The 21,005-nt window shown below is 74.9% G+C and carries 10 protein-coding genes; 9 read left to right on the top strand and 1 reads right to left on the bottom strand.

Features of this window, described 5'->3' with window-relative positions; translation table 11 throughout:
- Nucleotides 1–40: 40 nt before the first annotated feature.
- Entirely contained in the window at nt 41–1,273 is a 1,233-nt protein-coding gene (locus tag ACZ60X_RS26895; protein WP_469603658.1) for a cytochrome P450, read from the bottom strand.
- Between the two features lie 611 nt (nt 1,274–1,884).
- Between ACZ60X_RS26895 and ACZ60X_RS26890 the strand changes: the two genes are divergently transcribed.
- The 9 genes from ACZ60X_RS26890 (at nt 1,885) to ACZ60X_RS26850 (ending at nt 20,976) form a co-directional block, all read left to right on the top strand.
- Nucleotides 1,885–2,781, top strand: coding sequence for a proline iminopeptidase-family hydrolase (locus tag ACZ60X_RS26890; RefSeq protein WP_469603407.1), 897 nt, complete (start codon nt 1,885–1,887; stop codon nt 2,779–2,781).
- A gap of 55 nt (nt 2,782–2,836) precedes the next feature.
- On the top strand, nt 2,837–3,772 hold the full coding sequence (locus tag ACZ60X_RS26885; RefSeq protein ID WP_469603405.1) for an ACP S-malonyltransferase: 936 nt from the start codon (nt 2,837–2,839) through the stop codon (nt 3,770–3,772).
- A gap of 24 nt (nt 3,773–3,796) precedes the next feature.
- Complete coding sequence (locus ACZ60X_RS26880; protein ID WP_469603402.1) at nt 3,797–4,048, top strand: phosphopantetheine-binding protein; 252 nt, start codon at nt 3,797–3,799, stop codon at nt 4,046–4,048.
- Nucleotides 4,049–4,074: 26 nt separating this feature from the next.
- Entirely contained in the window at nt 4,075–5,637 is a 1,563-nt protein-coding gene (locus tag ACZ60X_RS26875; protein WP_469603655.1) for an AMP-binding protein, read from the top strand.
- The gene (locus ACZ60X_RS26870) at nt 5,634–7,187 is read left to right on the top strand and encodes an AMP-binding protein (protein ID WP_469603400.1); all 1,554 of its coding nucleotides are present in this window, start codon (nt 5,634–5,636) and stop codon (nt 7,185–7,187) included. The genes ACZ60X_RS26875 and ACZ60X_RS26870 overlap by 4 nt, the downstream gene beginning before the upstream one ends.
- Nucleotides 7,184–8,422, top strand: a complete 1,239-nt coding sequence (locus ACZ60X_RS26865) for a type III PLP-dependent enzyme domain-containing protein (RefSeq protein ID WP_469603397.1) — start codon at nt 7,184–7,186, stop codon at nt 8,420–8,422. The genes ACZ60X_RS26870 and ACZ60X_RS26865 overlap by 4 nt, the downstream gene beginning before the upstream one ends.
- Complete coding sequence (locus tag ACZ60X_RS26860) at nt 8,422–8,874, top strand: cobalamin B12-binding domain-containing protein (RefSeq protein ID WP_469603394.1); 453 nt, start codon at nt 8,422–8,424, stop codon at nt 8,872–8,874. Before ACZ60X_RS26865 ends, ACZ60X_RS26860 begins: the two co-directional genes overlap by 1 nt.
- The gene (locus ACZ60X_RS26855; RefSeq protein WP_469603391.1) at nt 8,871–10,151 is read left to right on the top strand and encodes a methylaspartate mutase; all 1,281 of its coding nucleotides are present in this window, start codon (nt 8,871–8,873) and stop codon (nt 10,149–10,151) included. Before ACZ60X_RS26860 ends, ACZ60X_RS26855 begins: the two co-directional genes overlap by 4 nt.
- Before the next feature lie 109 nt (nt 10,152–10,260).
- Complete coding sequence (locus ACZ60X_RS26850; RefSeq protein ID WP_469603388.1) at nt 10,261–20,976, top strand: SDR family NAD(P)-dependent oxidoreductase; 10,716 nt, start codon at nt 10,261–10,263, stop codon at nt 20,974–20,976.
- The last annotated feature ends 29 nt before the right edge of the window (nt 20,977–21,005 follow it).

Here is a 21,005-nt window from a genome sequence, read left to right as displayed (position 1 = left end):
GGGGCGGTGACGGAAGAGCGGTGGGAGCGGGGGAGGTCCGTCACCAGGTGACGGGCAGCTCGTACAGGCCGTAGACCATGGCGTCGTCCTTGAACCGCAGCTCATCGACCGGGGTGGCCAGACGCAGCGTCGGGATGCGCCGCAAGAGCGTGGAGTAGACGACGTCCAGCTCCATGCGGGCCAGGTTCTGGCCGATGCACTGGTGCACGCCGTAGCCGAACGCCAGCTGGCTGCGGGCCTCGCGGCGCACGTCGAGCCGGTCGGGGTCGGGGAAGACCCGCTCGTCGTGGTTGGCGGCGTTGTTCAGCGGCAGGATGCCCTCGCCGGCCCGGATCGTCACCCCGCCCAGCTCGATGTCCTCCATGGCCACCCGCGCGGTGCCCGCGTCGGAGATGGAGAAGAATCGCAGCAGCTCCTCCACCGCCTTCGGCATCAGCTCCGGCTCCTCGCGGACCGCGGCGAGCTGGTCGGGGTGCTCCAGCAGCGCGAGGGTGCCGAGGGCGATCATGTTCGCGGTGGTCTCGTGCCCGGTGACCAGCATCAGTTTGGACATGCTGACGATGTCGGAGTGCTCCACCGACGGCGTCTGCCGGTTGAACTCGATCAGCCGGCTGATCATGTCGTCGCCCGGCTCGCTCTCCTTGGCGGTGACCAGCCCGTCCACGTACCTGTCCAGCTCGTAGTGGGCGCGGCCGCGGTCCTCGTCGCTGATGTCGTGGTTCATGATGGCCCACGCCCACTCCTCGAACCGGCCGTGGTCCTCGTAGGGGACGCCGAGCAGTTCGCAGATGACGAAGGACGGCACCGGCAGGGCGAGCGCGGTGACCAGGTCGACGGGCCCGTCGGCCCCCTTGGCGAGCATCTGGTCGATCTGCTGGTCCACGATCTGCTGCACCCGCTCGCGCAGCTCACGCATCCGCCGCACACTGAACTCGGGCGCCAGCATGCGGCGTTGGACGGTGTGGTCCGGCGGGTCCATGGAGAGGAAGGTCAGCGGCACCGACTGCAGCGTCTCCTGCGGCACCGGCACCTGAAGGGGGTATCCGGGCAGTTTCAGGTTCGCGCTGACCCGCGCGTCGCCCAGCAGCTTCTTGTACAGGTCGTGCCGGGTGATCAGCCACGTGGGCTTGCCGTCGACCTTGAGCCGCGCCCGGGAGACCGGCTCGGTCTCGCGCAGCCCGGCATAGGCGGCCGGCGGGCTGAAGGGACAGGCCCGCCGCATCGGGAACTCCGGCAGCGAGGCCCCGTCGGCGGGTTCGGCAGGTGCAGTCATCATGTCCTCTTCGCACGGGGGAAAACGAAAGGCGCCGGCGGCGCAGCGGGCCCGGACGCGGCACCGGCGCGGCGCTGTCGGCCGTCTCCCGCACGCTAGGCAGCGGGCCCCGAGGCCCCCAACCCCTAGGCGCCCCTAGCCCCGTCGGTCGAACTCCCTCTCCCACCCTTCGGCCGGGAGGTGCCCCCGGCCTCGCGACGCCGTGCACGCCCGTGCTCGGGCCGGGCCCGGCGCGCCGAACGGGCGCCCCCGCTCGAAGAGCGTGAGGCCCGGCACACACCGTGACGCCACGGGGCCGCTCCGGGTGAACGGCGGGAGTCCGACGACAGGACCCAGCCCCCGGCGGCGCCGGGGTCGCCGGGGGGCGGTCCGCCGGGGCTGGGAGCACCCGTGTCCGGATCGCGGGGGCGGGCACCCGCCGGGCGCGCGACCACCCCTGTTCGCGCCGGCAGCCGCCTAGGGGCGGTTAGGGGTCCGGTGGCGGCGCGGGGCCGGTTAGCGTCGGCTGCGGACCACGGCGGAGACAGTGTTCGACCACCCCCCGGCTCTCCTGGTCCCGGCCGGTGGCCCCGGCCGCCGCCGCGTCCCGCAGCCGAGCAGAGGTGATCACTGTGTCTCCGGATCCCAGCGCGAAGGGCACCGTTCCCTTCGGGGAGTACCGGACCTGGTACCGAGTGACCGGCGAACTCGGCGCGGGACGCCCGGCGGTCGTCGCCGTGCACGGCGGGCCCGGCAGTACCCATGACTACCTGCTGCCGCTGGCCCGGCTCGCCGACGACGGCTGGCCCGTCGTCCACTACGACCAGCTCGGCAACGGCGGCTCGACCCATCTGCCCGACAGGGGAACCGAGTTCTGGACGGTCGAGCTGTTCGAGCGCGAACTGGCCAACCTGGTCGACACATTGGGCATCGCCGACGACTACGTGCTGTTCGGCCAGTCCTGGGGCGGCCCCCTGTGCGCCCGGCACGCCATGACCAACCCCGCCGGACTGCGCGGGCTGGTCATCGCCAACGCGCCCGCCTCCTACCCGCTCTGGCTCCAGGAGATGGCCCGGCTGCGCGCCGAGCTGCCGCCGGACGTCGAGGCCACCCTGCGCCGGCACGAGGCGGACGGCACCTACGACAGTGCCGACTACCTCGCCGCGATGCGGGTCTTCTACGACCGCCACGTGTGCCGCGTGACACCCTGGCCCCGCGACTTCCTGTCCTCCTTCATGGAGATCTATAACGACCCGACCGTGTACTACGCGATGAACGGGCCCAACGAGTTCCATGTGATCGGGACGCTGAAGGCCTGGTCGATCATCGACGAGCTGCACCGGATCGACACCCCGACCCTGCTGATCAGCGGCCGCCACGACGAGGCCACCCCGGCCGTCGTCCAGCCGTACCAGGACCACATCCCCCAGGCGCGCTGGGAGATCTTCGAGGAGTCGAGCCACCTTCCGCACCTGGAGGAACCCGAGCGGTTCTTCGAGGTCATGACCGACTTCCTCAAGAGCCTGTGACGACCGAGGGCCCTCGCACGCCCACGAACCCGCGAAAGGGGGCGGGGATCCCGCCATGGCACACGACACCGCACTGGTCTTCCCCGGCATGGGACCCGTCCCGTTCGCCGAGGTGGGCCGGTTCATGGTGGCCGGCCCCCACGCCCGGGAGCTGGTCGCCGTCGCCGACGAGGCACTCGGCTACTCGCTCGTGGACGCCTTCCGCACCGCCCCCGGCGACTACTCCGAGGCCGCCCAGGTCGCCTTCTTCGTGAACTGCCTGGCCTGCGCCCACTGGGCCCGCGACCACCTCGGGGTCGAGCCCGACATCGTCGCCGGGCCCAGCTTCGGCGAGAAGGCGGCCCTCGCCTACACCGGCGCCCTGGAGCTGCCCGACGCGGTCCGGCTGACCGCCGAGATCGCCCGCTGCCTGGAGGAGTACTTCGCCGAGGAGCACCGGGACATCGTCACCCTGTCCTTCGTCCGCGCCCCGCAGGACGGCCTCGACGCGATCCTCGCCGAGCTGGACGAGGCGGGGGAGTGGCACGAGATCTCCTGCCACATCGACGACGGCTTCCTCATGGTCTCGTTGTCCGAACACCGTGTGGCCTGGATGGAGGAGCGGCTGCGCGCCATCGGCAGCCTGCCGCTGTACACCATGCGGCCGCCCATGCACGCCTCGGCGTTCCGCACCCTGCGGGAGAAAGCCGAGCGCGAGGTGGTCTCGCGCTACTCCTTCGCCGACCCCGAACTGCCCGTCGTCGCCGACCAGGACGGCCGGCTGCTGCACACCGGCGAGGAACTGCGCACCATGCTGCTCGACGGCTTCGACCACCCCATGAACTGGCCGAGCGTCACCACGGCCCTCAAGGACGCGGGCGTACGCCGCCTGTGCGTGGCCGGACCCGACAGCCTCTTCGGCCGGGTGCCCTGCGCGACCCGCAACTTCGACGTCGTCGCCGCACCGCCGCGGCTGGCGATGACCCCCCGGCGCCGCTCGCGCGCCGCCTGACCCGCCCGACTCCCCGGAGGCCCCATGTTTGACGACCGGTTCGAGCAGATACTGCGCCCCTTCCTGCCGTTCCTCGGCCCGCAGGAGGAGCTGACGCCCGACGCCGAGCTGAAGGACCTCGGCCTGGACTCGCTCGCCACCGTCCAGCTGCTGGGCACGCTGGAGGACGCCTACCAGGTCCGCTTCCGCGACAGCGCGCTGACCATGGACACCTTCCGCACCGCCGGCGTGCTGTGGGACACCGTGCGGAGCATGCTGCACACCACCGCGGGCTGACGGGACGGCCAGTCGTGGATCCCACCATGGACGGCACGCTCGCCGGCCGGTTCCTGCGCGGCCTGGCCCTCGCTCCCGACCGGGCCGCGCTGCGCGCCGGCGGCGTCGAGACCACGTACCGCGAACTGCACGAACGCGCCCTGGTCCTGGCCGGCTCGCTGCGCGCCGGCCTCCCCGAACGGGCGCCCGCCGTCGGCGTGCTGGCCGGCAAGGGACCCACGGCGTACGCGGCCCTGCTGGCCGGCCTGTACAGCGGCGTCACCGTCGTACCGCTCCAGCCGGCCTTCCCCGCCGCCCGCACCCGGCAGATGATCGAGGCCGCCGGGGCGGGTGCGCTGCTCGCCGACGACGACGCCCTGCCCGCCCTGGCCGCGCTGCACGCGGAGGGCGTCGGCCTGCCGACGCTGTACGCGCCCGGCGGGCAGCCGATGCCCGCGCTCCCCGTCGACCCGGACAGCGCGCTGAAGGCGCCCCTGCCCGCCCGGCCCTCCGACACCGCCTACGTGCTGTTCACCTCCGGCTCCACCGGCCGGCCCAAGGGTGTGCCGGTCACCCACGCCAACACCGCGCACTACTTCCACCTCCTCGACGAGCGCTACGACTTCGGCCCGCACGACGTCTTCTCGCAGACCTTCGACCTCAACTTCGACTGCGCGATGTTCGACCTGTTCTGCGCCTGGGGCGCCGGCGCCACCCTCGTCCCGATCCCGCCGCACGCGTACGCCCACCTGCCGGAGTTCGTGGCGGAGCAGGGCATGACCGTGTGGTTCTCCACGCCCAGCGCGATCACCCTGGTGCGCCGCACCGGCGCACTGGAGCCGGGCGCGCTGCCGACACTGCGCTGGAGCTTCTTCGCGGGGGAGGCGCTCAGCTGCAAGGACGCCGAGGACTGGGCGGCCGCCGCGCCGGGCGCGGCGCTGGAGAACCTGTACGGCCCGACCGAACTGACCATCACCATCACCGCGCAGCGCTGGACGCCGGGCCGGTACCTGAACGACATGGTGCCCATCGGGGCCGTACACCCGGGCCACGCGACGCTGCTGCTCGGCGCCGACGGCGCGCCCACCACCGGCGACGAGGGCGAACTGTGCGTCGCCGGACCGCAGTCGACCCCCGGCTACCTCGACCCGTCCGACGACGCCGGACGGTTCCTGGAACACGGCGGCCAGCGCTTCTACCGCACCGGTGACCGCGTCCGGCGCGCCGGCGACGGCGGCTGGCTGTACCTCGGCCGCCAGGACGCGCAGGTGCAGGTGCACGGGGTGCGGGTGGAGCTGGCCGAGGTGGACGCCGCCGCCCGCACCTGCCCCGGCGTCGAGGACGCCGTGACCGTCGCGGTGCCCGTGGACGGCACGGTCGAACTGGCCGTCTTCCACACCGGCGAACCGGTGCCGCCCGCCCGGCTCGCCCGCCACCTCAGGGAGCTGCTGCCGGCCGCGGTCGTGCCGCGCGCCTACCACCACCTGGACGCGCTCCCGCTGAACTCCAACCGCAAGACCGACCGCAGGAAGCTCGCCACCCGGGCCACGGCCATGCGGCAGTCGGCCGGGGCGGGACGCACACACGAAAGGCGGCACGAGTCGCAGTGAACGGTCAACCGACAGCGCAGGCCCCCACGGACGCCCCGGTGCGCGAGGCCCGCACCGACGCCCTGGTGCACGACCTGCTCGACGAGGCCGCCGCCGAGCGCCCCGACGCCCCCGCGGTCGCCGACGGCACGGGCCGCTGGACGTACCGGGAACTCGCCGCCCACAGCCACGCCGTCGACGCCTGGCTCGAAGAGCGCGGCATCGGCCACGGCGACCGGGTCCTCGTCCAGCTGCCCAGCACCCGCGAACTGGTCGCCCTGATGTACGGCACCGCGCGGCGCGGCGCCGTCCTGGTCCCCGTCAACACCGGCATGAAGGACTACCACCTGCGGGCGGTGGTCGAGAACGCCGAGCCCTCGCTGGTCGTCGTCACCGACCCGGCCGTCGACCGCGTCGCCGCCCTCGCGGCCGGGGCGCCCGTTCTCGGGCTCGGCGGGGCGTGGCGGGAGATCACCGCGCTGCGCGTGCGCGGCGCCCGCTCCAAAGGGGCCGAGGTCGGCCCCGAGGACATCGCCGTCCTCGTCTACACCTCCGGCTCCACCGCCGCCCCGAAGGCCGTCATCTGCCCGCACGGCCGCATGGTGTTCGCCACCGAGGCCATCAACCTGGAACTCGGCTACCGCCCCGACGACGTGGTCTTCTGCCGCTTCCCCATCTCCTGGGACTACGGCCTGTACAAGGTGCTGCTCACCGCGGCCGGCCGCAGCGAACTCGTGCTCGCCGACGGGGAGTCGGACCTGGTGCTGCTGCGCCGCATCCGGGAGACGGGGGCCACCGTCGTCCCCATCGTGCCCTCCCTGGCCACCATGATCGTCACCCTCGCGGAGCGCGAGCCGAGCCGGGAGTCCCGGGTGCGCATGTTCACCAACACCGGTGCCGCGCTGCCCAAGGCCACGGCCGACGGGCTGCGTTCGGCGTTCCCCGGCGCGGAGGTGGTCGTCCAGTTCGGACAGACGGAGTGCAAGCGCGTCTCCGTGCTGCCGCCCGCGCACCAGGACGCCAAGCCCGACTCCGTCGGCCGCCCGCTGCCCGGCACCCGCGCCTTCGTCGTGGACGACGACGGCAACCGTCTGGGCCCCTGGCAGACCGGCGAGATCGTGGTCGAGGGCCCGCACGTCATGCCGGGCTACTGGCGCGCGCCCGAGCAGAGCGCGCGCGCCTTCCGCCCCGCCCCGGACGGCGGACTGCGGCTGCACACCGGCGACTTCGGGCACGTCGACGAGGACGGCTTCCTGTACTACGAGGGCCGCCGCGACGACATGTTCAAGCACAAGGGCGTGCGCATGAGCACCACCGAGATCGAGAGCGCCGCCACCGACATCCCCGGCGTGCGCGCCGCCGCCGTCCTGCCGCCGGCCGAGGGCCGCCCCCTCGCGGTGTTCGCCGAGGGCGACATCGACCCGCACGACCTGCTCAAGGAGCTGGCGCTGCGGCTGGAGCCCGCGAAGGTGCCGGGGGTGAGCCGCGTCGTCGCCGAGCTGCCGCTGACCGCGCACGGCAAGCACGACCGCAAGCAGCTCGCCCGCCTCCTGGAAGGAACCGCCCCGTGACCGGCCCCACCGAGCTGGCCGACCGCTTCGGCACCCCGTCCTACGTCTACGACCTGGACCGGGTGGCGGCCGCCCGCGACGACCTGTTCGCCGCGCTGCCCGACGAGGTCGAGGTGTTCTACGCAGCCAAGGCCAACCCGCACCCCGAGCTGCTGCGCGAGCTGCGCTCCGGCGGCGCCCGCGGCTGCCGTGCCGAGATCAGCTCCGTCGGCGAACTCGACGCCGCCCTGCGGGCCGGCTTCCCCGGCGCGGAGATCCTCTACACCGGCCCCGGCAAGACCGCCGAGGAAATCGGCCAGGCGTTGATCCGCGGGGTGCGGCTGTTCTCCACCGAGTCCCACGGCGACCTCACCCGCGTCGGCGAGACCGCCCGCAAGCTGGGCCTCACCGCCGACTGCCTGATCCGCGTCAACAACGCCACCGGTGCCGCGCCCACCGGCATCCGCATGACCGGCGTGCCCTCCCAGTTCGGCTTCGACAGCGAGACCCTGCCCGGCCGCGCCGCCGCCCTGCGCGAGGTGCCCGGCACCCGGATCGCCGGACTGCACTTCTTCCCGCTGAGCAACGCCAAGGACGAGGCGAGCCTCATCGCCGAGTTCCGGCACACCATCGCCACCGCCGCCGCCCTCCAGGACACGCTCGGCGCCTCCTTCCGCCTGCTCGACATCGGCGGCGGGTTCGCCGCGCCGTACGGTGTGCAGGGCGGGCGACCGGTCTACGGCGAGCTGCGCGCCGCCCTGGCCGAGACGCTGGACGAGCACTTCCCCGGCTGGCGCGAGGGCGCCCCGCGCATCGCCTGCGAGTCCGGCCGCTACCTGGTCGCCGACAGCGGCACCCTGGTCACCTCCGTCGTCAACGTCAAGGACAGCCGCGACCAGCGCTATGTCGTCCTCGACGCCGGCATCAACACCTTCGGCGGCATGTCCGGTCTCGGCCGCATCATGCCCGTCACCGTCGAACCGCACGAGTCCGCCGGCGCCGACGGCGCCCCGGCGAGCCTCGCCGGGCCGCTGTGCACCCCCGGCGACCTGCTCGGCCGGAACGTCCCGCTCGCCGACCCGGCACCGGGCGACCTGCTGAGCGTGCCCAACACCGGCGCCTACGGCCCGACGGCCAGCCTGCTGATGTTCCTCGGCAGGCCGGCCCCCGCCGAGATCGTCGTACGCGGCGGTGACCTCGTCTCCGTCTCCCGCATCGAGCACACCCGAACCTACGAACACGGACAGGCCCTGTGATGAGCCCCTCCCCGACGACCCCCACCCCCGGCGACCCGCATGTGCTCGTGGCCGGCGGCATCTCCGACTCCCACACCTGGAACCTCGTCTACCTCCAGCTCCTCCTCGAAGAGCACGGCCACCGCGTGGTCAACCTCGGCCCCTGCGTGCCCGAGGACCTGCTCATCGCCGAGGCGCTGGCGAGCCGCCCGCTGCTCATCGTGGTCAGCAGCGTCAACGGGCACGGCTACCACGACGGCATGCGCACCGTGACCCGGCTGCGCGAACACCCCGAGCTTGCCACCGTGCCCGCCGTCATCGGCGGCAAGCTCGGCATCACCGGCCCCTGCGGCGCCGACGAGGTGGCCGCGCTGCGCGCCGCCGGCTACGACGCGGTGTTCGACGACAGCGCCGAGGGCGTCGCCGCCTTCCTGCGGATGCTCGACGCGCTGCCGCAGCGGGCCCTGGTGTGACCGGCGTCGGGTTCGGCGCGTTCGTCCGCCGGGCTCACGACGCCGGCCACCTCGTGGTCCAGCCGCGCATGGGAATGAGCAGCCCGGACCGGATGCGGGCCGGGCTGCTCGCGACCCGCGACAGCGCGGCGACCACCGTCGGCACGATCACCCTCGACAGCTACACCCGGGTCGGCGACCTGGAGTCCGCCCAACTGGCCGTCCTGGAGGGCGTCGCCCTCAACGGCTACCCGATCGTGAGCCACGAGACGGCCACCACCCGCCAGGTGCTCGACGGCGTCCACGGCCCCGGCTTCCCGGTCCAGGTCCGGCACGGCTCGGCCGCGCCCCTGGACATCTTCCGGGCCCTGATGGCCGTCGGACTCGACGCCTCCGAGGGCGGCCCGGTCTCCTACTGCCTGCCCTACGGCCGCGTCCCGCTGCGCGAGTCGGTCGCCCACTGGGCCGCCGCCTGCGAACTGCTCGCCACTGCGGGCGCGTCGGGCGCCGAACCCCACCTGGAGACCTTCGGCGGCTGCGTCCTCGGCCAGCTCTGCCCGCCCGGTCTGCTCGTCGCCGTCAGCGTGCTGGAAGCCATGTTCTTCCGCCGCCACGGCATCCGCAGCATTTCCGTGAGTTACGCCCAGCAGACCGATCCGCGCCAGGACGCCGAAGCGGTGGCCGCGTTGCGCAGCCTGTGCGCGCGTTTCCTGCCGGACATCGAATGGCATGTCGTCGTCTACGCCTACATGGGTCTGTATCCGGAAACCGAAGCGGGCGCCTACCGGCTCCTCGGGAAAGCGGCCGAACTCGCCGTCGCCGGCGGTTGCGAACGGCTCATCGTGAAAACCGTCGCGGAATCCCGGCGCATTCCGGCGGTGGCCGAGAACGTGGCCGCCCTCGAATACGCCGGCGCGGTCGCGCGCCGCACCCGGCGGGCCCCGCTGGAGGGCACCGGCACCCAGACCTACGCCGAGGCATCCGCCCTGGTCGAGGCGGTGCTGGAGCTGGACGACGACCTCGGCGCAGGGCTGTTGTCGGCGTTCAGCAGGGGAATTCTCGACGTTCCCTACTGTCTGCATCCCGACAACGCGGGACGCAGCCGCAGTTACATCGACGCGGACGGCCGGCTGTGCTGGGCCGACATCGGGAAGATGCCCCTGGCCGGCGTCGCCGACGTACGCCCGGCCCGGGCCATCACCTCGGCGGACCTTCTCGACTCCCTGTCCTATGTGCGCCGTTCCTACGACCGGCACGACCCCGAGGAAGCGGCGGCTTTCGAACCGGCCCGCCCCTAGGGGTGGCGAGGCCCTAGGGGTCCTTACGGGTGTGGCCCTTCCGAGGCCGTCACTACGGTGTGGAAAAAGGTGAGGAAAACCGGTGTCGGCCGAAAATGGAGATGCGTGGATGAACGGGCCCGGATCCGACTCAGCCCTGGCACGAAGGCTCGCCACGGCCGCCCCGTCCCAGCACCGCAGGCTGGTGACCGAACTGGTGCGCACGGCCGTGACCGAGGCGATCGAGGCGGCCCGGCCGGGCACGGCCCAGGTCCTCGACCCGGCCGCCCCGCTCGCGCGCCTGGGGCTCGACTCGCTCGCCGCGGTCGACCTGCACCGGCGGCTGACCGAGCGCACCGGTCTGGAGCTGCCGGTCGGCCTCGCCTACGACTGCCCGACCGTCCACGACCTGGCGGCCCGGCTGCTCGCCGAGGTCCACGGCACGGCGGACGACGACCGGCCCGAGCCGGCCGGTGACACCACCGGCGACGAACCGATCGCCATCGTCGGCATCGGCTGCCGCTTCCCCGGCGGCATCTCCACCCCCGCCGACCTGTGGCGGCTGCTCACCGAGGGCGGCGAGGTGCTGTCCGGCTTCCCGCGGGACCGCGGCTGGGACCTCGACGCCCTCTACGACGAGGACCCCGAGACACCCGGCAGCGCCTACGTCCGCAGCGGCGGATTCCTCGACACCGCCACCGAGTTCGACGCCGAGTTCTTCGGCATCAGCCCGCGCGAGGCCCTCGCCATGGACCCGCAGCAACGGCTGGTCCTGGAGACCTCCTGGCAGGCCCTGGAGGACGCGGGGCTGGACCCCACGGCGCTGCGCGGCACCCCGGCCGGCATGTTCTTCGGCGCCGAGGTCCAGGAGTACGGCCCGCGCCTGCACGACGCCCCCGACGGCCTCGACGCCTACCTGCTCGCCGGCAACGCCGCCAGCGTCATCTCCGGCCGCGTCGCCTACGTCCTGGGCGCCGAGGGACCGGCCGTCACCGTCGACACCGCCTGCTCCGCCTCCCTCGTCGCCGTCCACCTCGCGTGCCGTTCGCTGCGTCAGGGCGAGTCCGCCCTCGCGCTCGCCGGCGGTGTGGCCGTGATGGGCGGCCCCGGAGTGTTCACCGCCTTCAGCCGGCAGCGCGGCCTCGCCGCCGACGGCCGCTGCAAGGCCTTCGCCGCCGCGGCGGACGGTACCGGCTTCGCCGAGGGCGTCGGCGTGCTCGTCCTGGAGCGGCTGAGCGACGCGCGGCACAACGGCCACCGCGTGCTGGCCGTCGTCCGCGGCTCCGCCGTCAACCAGGACGGCGCCTCCAACGGCCTGACCGCGCCCAACGGCACCTCCCAGCAGCGGCTGATCCGCCGCGCCCTCGCCGACGCCGGACTCGCCGGTGCCGACATCGACATGGTCGAGGCACACGGCACCGGCACCCGGCTCGGCGACCCCATCGAGGCCACCGCGCTCCTCGCCACCTACGGCCGCAACCGCCCCGAGGGCGCCCCGCTGCTACTCGGCTCGGTCAAGTCCAACCTCGGACACACCCAGGCCGCCGCCGGCGTCGCCGGGGTGATCAAGGCCGTCCTCGCCATGGAACACGGGCGGATACCGGCGACCCTGCACGTCGACGTGCCCACCCCCGCCGTCGACTGGGCGTCCGGAGCCGTCGAACTCGTCACCGAGCAGCGGGCCTGGCCCGAGACCGGCCGCGCCCGGCGCGCGGGCGTCTCGTCGTTCGGGGTCAGCGGCACCAACGCGCACATCATCCTGGAGCGCCCCGAGCCGGAGGACGTCGTCACCGCGGACGGCCCGGCCCTGCCCGCCGGCACCCCGCTGCCCTTCACCCTCTCCGCCCGCGGCGAGGCCGCCCTGCGCGCCCGCGCCGCCGACCTGCTGCCCCTCGCCGACGAGGCGGAGCCGCTCGACCTCGCCCGCTCGCTGGCCACCACCCGCGCCGCCCTGCCCGACCGGGCCGTCCTCGTCGCCGCCGACCGCGCCGAACTGCACGCCGCCCTTCAGGAGTTGGCCTCCGGCGCCACGCCCCTGAGCGCCAGGTCCGACGGCGAACTCGGCTACCTCTTCACCGGCCAGGGCAGCCAGCGCGTCGGCATGGGCCGCGAACTCGCCGCCGTCTACCCGGTGTTCGCCGACGCCCTGGACGACATCTGCGCCCACTTCGACCTCCAGCTCGACCGGCCCCTGAGGGACGTGCTGTTCGCCGAGCCCGGCAGCGAGGACGACGGGCTGCTGCACCGTACGGCGTACGCCCAGCCCGCCCTGTTCGCCGTCGAGGTCGCCCTCCACCGGCTCCTGGAGAGCTGGGGCCTCACCCCCGACCAGCTCGCCGGGCACTCCGTCGGCGAGATCGCCGCCGCGCACGTGGCCGGAGTCCTCACCCTCCAGGACGCGACCATCCTGACCGCCGCCCGCGGCCGGCTCATGCAGCAACTCCCCGAGGCCGGCGCCATGATCGCCGTACGCGCCGCCGAGGACGAGATCACGCCGCTGCTCACGCCCCGCACCGGCATCGCCGCCGCCAACGGGCCCCACGCCGTCGTCGTCTCCGGCGACGCCGCCGATGTGGACGGCATCGCCGCCGAACTCGCCGCACGCGGCCACGACACCAAGCGGCTGCGGGTCAGCCACGCCTTCCACTCGCCGCTGATGGAACCGATGCTCGCCGAGTTCCGCCGCGTCGCCCAGGTCCTGGACTACAGGGAGCCGAAGCTCCCGGTGGTCTCCACCGTCACCGGCGCCCCCGTCACCACCGAACTGTGCGACCCCGAGTACTGGGTGGAGCACGTCCGCGCCCGCGTCCGCTTCCACGACGCCGTCCGCGCACTCGCCGACTCCGGCGTACGGACGTTCCTGGAGATCGGCCCCGACGCCGTGCTGTCCGCCATGGGCCCGGACTGCACCGACGCGCCCGGCGCCGCCTTCCTGCCGGTACTGCGGCGCGAGCGGCCCGAGGCACGCGAGGCCGTCACCGCGCTCGCCGCCGCCCACGCCCGGGGCGTCCCCGTCGACTGGCAGCGGCACTTCGCCTCCCTCGGCGGACGCCGCATCGACCTGCCCCGCTACCCCTTCCAGCGGCGCCGCTTCTGGCTGGCGCAGAGCACCACCACCGACGCCGCGAGCCTGGGCCAACTCCCCGCATCCCACCCGCTGTTGGGCGCCGTCGTCGCCGTCGGCGCCGAGGGCGTCGTCCTGACCGGCCGGCTGTCGATCCGGACCCAGCCCTGGCTCGCCGACCACGTCATCGCCGGGCAGGTGCTCTTCCCCGGCACCGGCTTCGTCGAACTCGCCCTGCGCGCCGCAGACCACGCCGGCGCGACCGGCCTGGAGGAGCTGACCCTCGGCGCCCCGCTCGTGCTGCGCGCCGACCAGGACGTCGCCGTCCAGGTCGCCGTCGGCGAACCCGACGACTCCGGGCGCCGTGGCGTCACCGTCCACACCCGCGCCGACGCGGCCGACCCCTGGACCCAGCACGCCGCCGGCGTCCTCACCACCACCGCCCCGGCCGGGACCGCCGACCTCACCGAGTGGCCGCCGCGGGACGCCCGGCCGCTCGACACCACCGACGTCTACGCCCGCCTCGCCGACCAGGGTTACGGATACGGCCCCGCCTTCCAGGGGCTGCGCGCCGCCTGGCGGCGCGGCGACGACGTCTACGCCGACGTCGCCCTGCCCGAGGAGGCCGCCGTCCAGGCGGCCGGCTTCGGCCTGCACCCGGCGCTGCTCGACGCCGCCCTGCACGCCGCCGACCTCGACGCCCCGCCGCGCCCCGAGGTGCTGGTGCCCTTCGCCTGGAGCGGTGTCACCCTGCACGCCGCCGGCGCCTCCGCCGTCCGCGTGAAGATCAGCCGCGCCGGCGGCGACACCCTCTCCGTCCGCCTCGCCGACGCCACCGGCGCCCCGGTGGCCGACATCGAGGCCCTGACCTCCCGTCCCGTACCGGCGGCCGACGTCCTGTACGCGGTGCGGTGGTCGCCGTACCCCCGGCCGGCGACCACCGCACCCCTGACCGTCACCGTCCTGGACGGCGGCCTCGACGCCCTGCCCGACGGACCCGCCCCGGACGCCGTCGTGCACCGCGTGCCCGGCCCCGCCGCCGCCGGCGCCGACGCCGCGCGCACCCATGTCCTCAACGTCCTGCGGCTGCTGCGCGCCTGGCAGACCGACCAGCGCCTCGCCGGGACCCGGCTCGTCGTCGTCACCCCGCCCGCCAGCCCCGCCCACGCCGCCGTCCGCGGCCTGGTCCGCTCCGCGCAGGCCGAGAACCCCGGCCGCTACGTGCTGGTCGAACACGAGGTGCTGCCCGCCGAGGCGGACCTGCGCCGGATCCTCGCCACCGGGGAGCCCGAACTCTCCCTCACCGACGGGCGGTTCGCCGTCCCGCGGCTCACCGCCGAGCCCGCCGCGGGACCCGCCCCCGCCGCCGACTGGGGCACCGTCCTCGTCACCGGCGCCACCGGCGGCCTCGGCGCGCTCCTCGCCCGGCACCTGGTCCGCGCCCACGGCGTGCGGCGCCTGGTGCTCGTCGGCCGCCGCGGCACGGCCCCCCGACTGGAGGCCGAACTCACCGCGCTCGGCGTCGACGTGACCGTGGCCGCCTGCGACGTCGGCGACCGCGAGGCGCTGCGCCGCCTGCTCGAGGAGCACCCGGTCGACTCCGTCGTGCACGCGGCCGGCACCGTCCGCGACGGCATCGTGGACACCCTCACCGACGACATGGTGGACGAGGTCTTCCACGCCAAGGCCCTCGGCGCCTGGCACCTGCACGAGCTGACCCGGGACCGCGACCTCGCCCACTTCGTGCTGTTCTCCTCCCTCGCCGCCGTCCTCGACGGCCCCGGCCAGGGCAACTACGCCGCCGCCAACGCCTACCTCGACGCCCTCGCCGAACACCGCGCCGCGCTCGGCCTGCCGGCCACGGCGCTCGCCTGGGGCCTGTGGGCCACCGACAGCGGCATGGGCGCCGCCCTCGACGAGGCGGCCCTGGAGCGCATCGCGGGCTACGGCATCCCCGGTCTGTCCGCGCCCCGCTCCCTGGAGCTGTTCGACGCCGCCGTCGGCGCCCGCGCCGCCCGCTTGGTGCCCGTGGAGATCGACGCCGCCGCCGTACGCCGCCGCCCCGACGGCGTCCCGCCGCTGCTCACCACGCTCGTCCGGCCGGCGACCCGCCGGGCCACCGCGAGCGCCGCCCCCGCCACGGCCACGCACCAGGGGCTGGCCGCGCTGCCCGCCGCCGACCGCGACCGCGCGCTGCTGGACCTGGTGCGCACCGAAGTGGCCGGTGTCCTGCGGCACGACGGACCGTCCGCCATCGATCCCGGCCGGGCCTTCACCGACCTCGGCTTCGACTCGCTGGCCGCCGTCGAACTGCGCAACCGGCTGAACACCGTCACGGGGCTGCGGCTGCCCGCCACCCTCGTCTTCGACCACCCGACCTCCCGCGCCCTCGCCGACCACGTCCGCGACACCCTCTTCGGCACCGGCCCGCAGCAGGACCGGGTGAGCGCCGCCCGCACCGGCCGGGACGACGACCCGATCGTCATCGTCGGCATGAGCTGCCGCTACCCGGGCGGCGTCCGCTCGCCGGAGGACCTGTGGCGGCTCGTCGCCGACGGCGTCGACGCGGTCGGCGGCTTCCCGTCCGACCGCGGCTGGGACACCGAGGCGCTGTACGACCCGGAGCCGGGCACCCCCGGCCGCACCTACACCCGCGAGGGCGCCTTCCTGTACGACGCGGCCGAGTTCGACCCCGGCTTCTTCGGCATCAGCCCCCGCGAGGCCACGGCCATGGACCCCCAGCAGCGGCTCCTGCTGGAGGTCTCCTGGGAGGCGCTGGAACGCTCCGCCATCGACCCGCACCGGCTGCGCGGCTCCCGCACCGGTGTGTTCGCGGGCGTCATGTACCACGACTACGGCACCTGGCTCTCCGAGGTGCCCGAGGACCTCGCCGCCTACCTCGGCAACGGCAGCCTCGGCAGTGTCGTCTCCGGCCGCGTCGCCTACGCCCTCGGCCTGGAGGGCCCGGCCGTCACGGTCGACACCGCCTGCTCCTCCTCGCTCGTCACCCTGCACCTCGCCGCCCAGGCGCTGCGCCAGGGCGAGTGCGATCTGGCCCTGGTCGGCGGTGTCACCGTCATGTCGACGCCGGACACCTTCGTGGACTTCGCCCGGCAGCGCGGGCTGGCCGCCGACGGCCGCTGCAAGTCCTTCGCCGCCGGGGCCGACGGCACCGGCTGGGGCGAGGGCGCCGGCATGATCGTCGTCGAGCGCCTGTCCGACGCGCGCCGCAACGGCCACCGCGTGCTGGCCATGGTGCGCGGCTCCGCCGTCAACTCCGACGGCGCCTCCAACGGCCTGACCGCCCCCAACGGCCCCTCCCAGCAGCGCGTCATCCGCGCCGCCCTGGCCGCCGCCGGGCTCACCCCGGCCGACGTGGACGCCGTCGAGGCACACGGCACGGGCACGACACTGGGCGACCCGATCGAGGCGCAGGCCCTGCTCGCCACCTACGGCCAGGACCGCCCCGACGGCCGGCCGCTGTGGCTGGGCTCCGTCAAGTCCAACATGGGGCACACCCAGGCCGCCGCCGGAGTCGCCGGTGTCATCAAGATGGTGATGGCGATGCGCAACGGGGTGCTGCCGAAGACCCTGCACGTGGACGCGCCGTCCCACCAGGTCGACTGGAGCGCCGGCGCCGTGGAACTGCTCACCGAGCAGCGCCCCTGGCAGGCACCCGGCCGGCCGCGCCGCGCCGGGGTGTCCTCCTTCGGGATCAGCGGCACCAACGCCCATGTGATCCTGGAGGAGTTCGCCGAACCCGAGCCCGCCCGGCCCGACCCCGCCACCGCCCCGCCGGTGCTCGCCCTCCCGGTCTCCGCCCGCTCGCCCGAGGCCCTGCGCGGCCAGGCCCGCCGCCTGCTGGAGCTGACCGGCACCGCCCCCGCCGACCTCGGCCTGGCCCTGGCCACCACCCGCGGCACCCACCCCCACCGCGCCGTGCTCCTCGCGACCGGCGACGACCAGGCCACCACCGCGCTCGACGCACTCGCCCACGGCACCGACGCACCGGGGCTGCTCGTGACCGGGTCCGCCACCGACGGCACCCTCGCCTACCTGTTCTCCGGCCAGGGCGCCCAGCGCCCCGGCATGGGCCGCGACTGGTACGACGCCTTCCCCGTGTACGCCGAGCACTTCGACCGCGCCGCCGCCCTCTTCGACAAGCACCTCGAACGCCCTCTGGCCGAGGTCGTGTTCGGGGAGGACGCGGACACCCTGGAGCAGACCGCCTACACCCAGGCGGCGCTGTTCACGACCCAGGTCGCCCTGTACCGGCTGCTGGAGTCGTTCGGGCTGCGCCCCGACTGGCTGGCCGGGCACTCCGTCGGAGAGTTCGCCGCCGCGCACGTCGCGGGCGTGTGGTCGCTGCCGGACGCCGTCACCGCGGTCGCCGCCCGGGGCCGGCTGATGCAGGCGCTGCCCGAGGGCGGCGCGATGATCGCCGTACAGGCGCCCGAGGACGAGGTGGCGGCGCTGCTGGACGGGGACGGGCGGTGCGGGATCGCCGCCGTCAACGGCCCGCGCGCGGTGGTGGTGTCCGGTGACGAGGACGCCGTCACCGAGATCGCCGCGCGCTTCGCCACCCGTCGCAGGCTGCGCGTGTCGCACGCCTTCCACTCGCCCCGCATGGACCCCATGCTGGCCGCGTTCCGGGAGGTCATGACCGGCATCGTCGCGGCGGAACCCACCGTTCCGATCGTCTCCACCCTCACCGGCGCCCCGGCCACCGCCGCCGAACTCGGCTCCGCCGACTACTGGGTACGGCACGTGCGGCAGACCGTGCGCTTCGCGGACGCCGTCGCCACCCTGGCCGCGAAGGGCGCCGACACCTTCCTCGAACTCGGCGCCGCGCCCGTGCTCACCGCACTGGGCCCCGACTGCGTCCCGGACGCGCAGGACACCGCCTTCATCCCCACCGCCCGCAAGGACACCGCCCAACTGCCTGCCCTGCTCGGCGCGTTGGCAGCTGTGCACACGCGGGGCGCGGATGTCGACTGGTCGGTGCTGTACGCGGCGTACCGGGGGAGCCGGGTCGAGCTGCCCACCTACGCCTTCGACCACCGCCGGTACTGGCTGCCCACCCAGGCCGCCGGCGCGGGCGACGCCGCCGGGCACGGGCTCGCCGCTGTCGACCACCCGCTGGTCAGCGCCCGGCTGGATCTGCCCGGCGACGGCGGACTGCTGCTCACCGGCCGGATCTCCACCGCCACCCACCCGGTACTCGCCGAGCACGCCGTGCTGGGCACGGTCCTGGTGCCCGGCGCCGCCCTGGTCGACCTCGCGCTGCACGCCGGCCGCCTCACCGGCCGCCCCGGCGTGGCAGAACTCACCCTCCAGGCCCCGCTGGTGCTGCCCACCGACACCGCCGTACGCCTCCAGGTCGCCGTCGGCCCCGACGGCACCGTCGAGATCCACTCCCGCGCCGAGCACGCCCCCGCCGACGAGGGCTGGACCCGGCACGCCACCGGCACCCTCACCGCCACGGCGGCCGAGCCGCGCACCGCCCCCGGCGCCTGGCCGCCGCCCGGCGCCACCCCGTTCGACGTCGGCGACCTGTACCCGCGCCTGCACGCCGAGGGCTACGACTACGGCCCCGTCTTCCGCGGCGTACGGGCCGCCTGGCGCGACGGCGACACCCTGCTCGCCGAACTCGAACTGCCCGCGAGCGCCCGGCAGGACGCCGCCCGGCACGCCCTGCACCCGGCGCTGCTGGACGCCGCCCTGCACGTCACCTCCCTCGGCGACGGCGGGGCGGAGCCCGCCGAGCACTCCGACGGCATCGCCCTGCCCTTCGCCTGGACCGGGGTCGCCGTGCACGCCCCGGGCACCCTCACCGCACGCGTCCGCGTCACCCGCGGCGCCGAGGGCACCCGCATCGAACTGGCCGACACCGAGGGCAGGCCCCTCGCCACCGTCGAGTCCTACGTCACCCGCCCCGTCACCGCCGACCGGCTCGCCCCGCGCAGGCGCCGCCACCTGTACACCCTCACCGGCGAACCGCTGCCCGAGGCCGCCGGCCGCCCCGACCGCCGTACCTGGGCGGTCCTCGGCGACGACGACCTCGGTCTCGGCGCCCCGGTGCACCCCGGCCTGGACTCGCCCGGCGCGACCGTACCGGACGTCGTGATCCTGCCCGTCACCGCGCCGCACGCGGAGGGCGAGCGGCTGCCCGGCGCGGTACGGGACGCGCTGACCCGCACCCTGCGCACGCTGCAGGCCTGGTCGGCCGACGAGCGGTACGCGGACTCCGCGCTCGTGGTCCTCACCGGTGGCGGCCTCGCCGACGCCGCCGTGCACGGGCTGGTGCGGGCCGCGCAGGCCGAGGACCCCGGCCGCATCCTCCTCGTCGGCCGGTCAGCGCCCGACGCGCCGATCCCGGACCGCGCCGCGCTCGCCGCCCTCCTCGACTCCGGGGAGCCCGAGGTGCAGTGGCACGACGGCCGGGCGCACGCCCCCCGGCTGGTCCGCGCCGACGACTCCTCGGGCCCCGACCGCCCGTGGGGCACCGTCCTCGTCACCGGCGGCACCGGCGGCCTCGGCGCCCTGGTCGCCCGGCACCTGGCCGAGCGGCACGGCGTCACCCGCCTGGTGCTCACCAGCCGCCGCGGCCCCGAGGCACCCGGAGCCGATCAACTACGGGACGAGCTCGCTGAGTTGGGTGCACGTACCGAGATCGTCGCCTGCGACGTGGCCGACCGCGCGGCGCTCGCCGCCCTGCTCTCCGCGCACCCCGTCGACAGCGTCGTGCACACCGCCGGTGTCCTGGACGACGGCCTGGTCGGCTCCCTGACCCCGGCCCGGCTGGACACCGTCCTGCGGCCCAAGGCGGACGCCGCCTGGCACCTGCACGAACTGACCCGGGACCGCGACCTCGCCCACTTCGTGCTGTTCTCGTCGGCGGCCGGCACCATCGACGGCTCCGGCCAGGGCAACTACGCCGCCGCCAACGTCTTCCTCGACGCGCTGGCCGCCCACCGTGCCGCTCTCGGCCTGCCGGCCACCTCCCTCGCCTGGGGCCTGTGGTCCGGCGGGGGCATGGGCGCCGGGCTGGACACGGCCGAGGTGCAGCGCATCGAGCGCTCCGGCATCGGCGCGCTCGACCCGGCCGAGGGACTGGAGCTGTTCGACGCCGCCGTGGCGTGTGACAGCCCGGCCCTGGTGCCCGTACGGCTGGACACGGCGGCCCTGCGCCGGCGTGGCCAGGACGTACCGGCCGTGCTGCGGACCCTGGCCGGTGTCACCGTCCGCGCCGAGCGCGACGAGCGGACCGGCACCCTGGCCGAGCGGCTGGCCGACCTCCCGGCCGCCGACCACGAGCACGCCGTGCTCGAAGCGGTGCGCACCGAGGTCGCCGCCGTCCTCGGCCACGCCGGCCCCGCCGCCGTCGAGCCGCGTCGCGCCTTCACCGAACTGGGCTTCGACTCCCTCGCCGCCGTCGAGCTGCGCAACCGGCTGAACGCGGTCAGCGGACTGCGCCTGCCGTCGACGCTGATCTTCGACTACGCCACCCCCCTCGCACTCGCCGGACACCTCTTCGAGCGGCTCCTGCCGGACACCAGGGACCCCGAGCCGGCCGAAGTCCCGCCGGGTGAGGACGAGGTGCGTGCCCTGATCTCCCGCATCCCCGTCGACCGCATCCGGGAGGCCGGGCTGCTCGACAGCCTGCTGAAGCTGTCCGAGCCGGCCCCGCGGCCCGCCCCGGCCGACCGGGCCCTGGACATCAAGTCCATGGCCGTCGCCGACCTGGTGCGCGCCGCGCTCGACCGCGGCAGCGCCCGCTGATCCCTCCCCGGTGCCGGACGACGCGCCGC

It is taken from the genome of Streptomyces sp. NPDC104106, assembly GCF_055584345.1.
This window is presented reverse-complemented; position numbering and strand designations above follow the sequence as displayed.